This window comes from Vibrio sp. 1402, from assembly GCF_033340275.1.
The window spans coordinates 1-1,005 of record NZ_JAWOWE010000102.1 but is presented as its reverse complement, the minus strand read 5'-3'; the positions used below and the strand labels follow the sequence as shown (position 1 = coordinate 1,005).

Below are 1,005 nucleotides of genomic sequence, written 5' to 3'. Positions count from 1 at the left end.
AGCTTGACCGTATCGAGGAAAGAGCGGGTAGACGCAAAGTGGATCACCCGTTTCATGTGCTCTGATTTGACAACCACCTCGTTGACGATTGAGCCAATTTGCGCCGAAGAGGCGGATACTTCTTCTGCGCAGATTTGGTTTTCATCAATCGCGCTTTTGATTGAGCTGACTTGGGTTAGCACCTGATTAACCAGCGAATCAATTTGTTCGCTCGCTTCACTGGCTTTGCCTGCCAAATTTCTTACCTCGTCCGCCACCACGGCAAATCCGCGGCCTGCTTCACCAGCGCGTGCAGCCTCAATCGCTGCGTTGAGAGCCAATAAGTTCGTTTGGTCAGAAATCTCTTGGATAGTAGATACAAGGTGGGAAATAGAAGTCGCGGTGTTATCTAATATCTGCACAGATTCAATGCTTTGAGTGGCTTGTGAGCTGATTTTTACCGCTCGGTCATCCAGACGTGCGAGTGCTTGATGTGTTTGCTTGAACATATCATCAAGCAGCTTTAGCTCCTCGTTTTCATGCGCCATAGATTGAGCGCTTTCGACCATCGCTGTGCGAATGGTTTGGAGCATATCTCCGCCTTTCAAGCTGCTCGACATCAACTCGTCGCTACTTTCGTAACGCTGTTGCGCTGTGTTCAGTAGTTGTTTGGCTTCTTTTAACTGACGTTCCAACGTCTCAACGTCGGTTTGGTACTTGTCTTTAAGGCTCGCTAATTCCTGCTTAAGCGCCTCATTTTCCATTTTTAATTTTTTTGATCCGAACATATTTTTTATAAATGCAGCAAGGTTTTAAAAAATTCATGTTAAATCAGTTGGATAAGCAATGCACCATGACTTTCATATACTTGTTCATTTTTGTCACATTTTTTATGCGGGTTTTCATAAAAAGAGCGAAAGTCGCTCCTATCAATGTGAACGTGGTCAGCACTGAGTGACGGATGAGTGAATCTAAATGGACAGCTATGGAATAGAAGAGGGCGGGTGGAAGATAGGGGAGGAGGGC

General features: G+C 45.6%; 2 protein-coding genes. Both read right to left on the bottom strand.

All coding sequences use genetic code 11. The annotated features are described in order from the left end of the window. Positions 1 to 488, bottom strand: a 488-nt coding sequence (locus tag R7044_RS28685; RefSeq protein WP_405540878.1) for a methyl-accepting chemotaxis protein, incomplete at its 3' end; no start/stop codon positions are given. A 322-nt stretch (positions 489 to 810) separates the two neighbouring features. Continuing rightward, the coding region (locus R7044_RS24410) for a hypothetical protein (RefSeq protein ID WP_225455900.1) at positions 811 to 1,005 on the bottom strand (195 nt) is incomplete at its 5' end.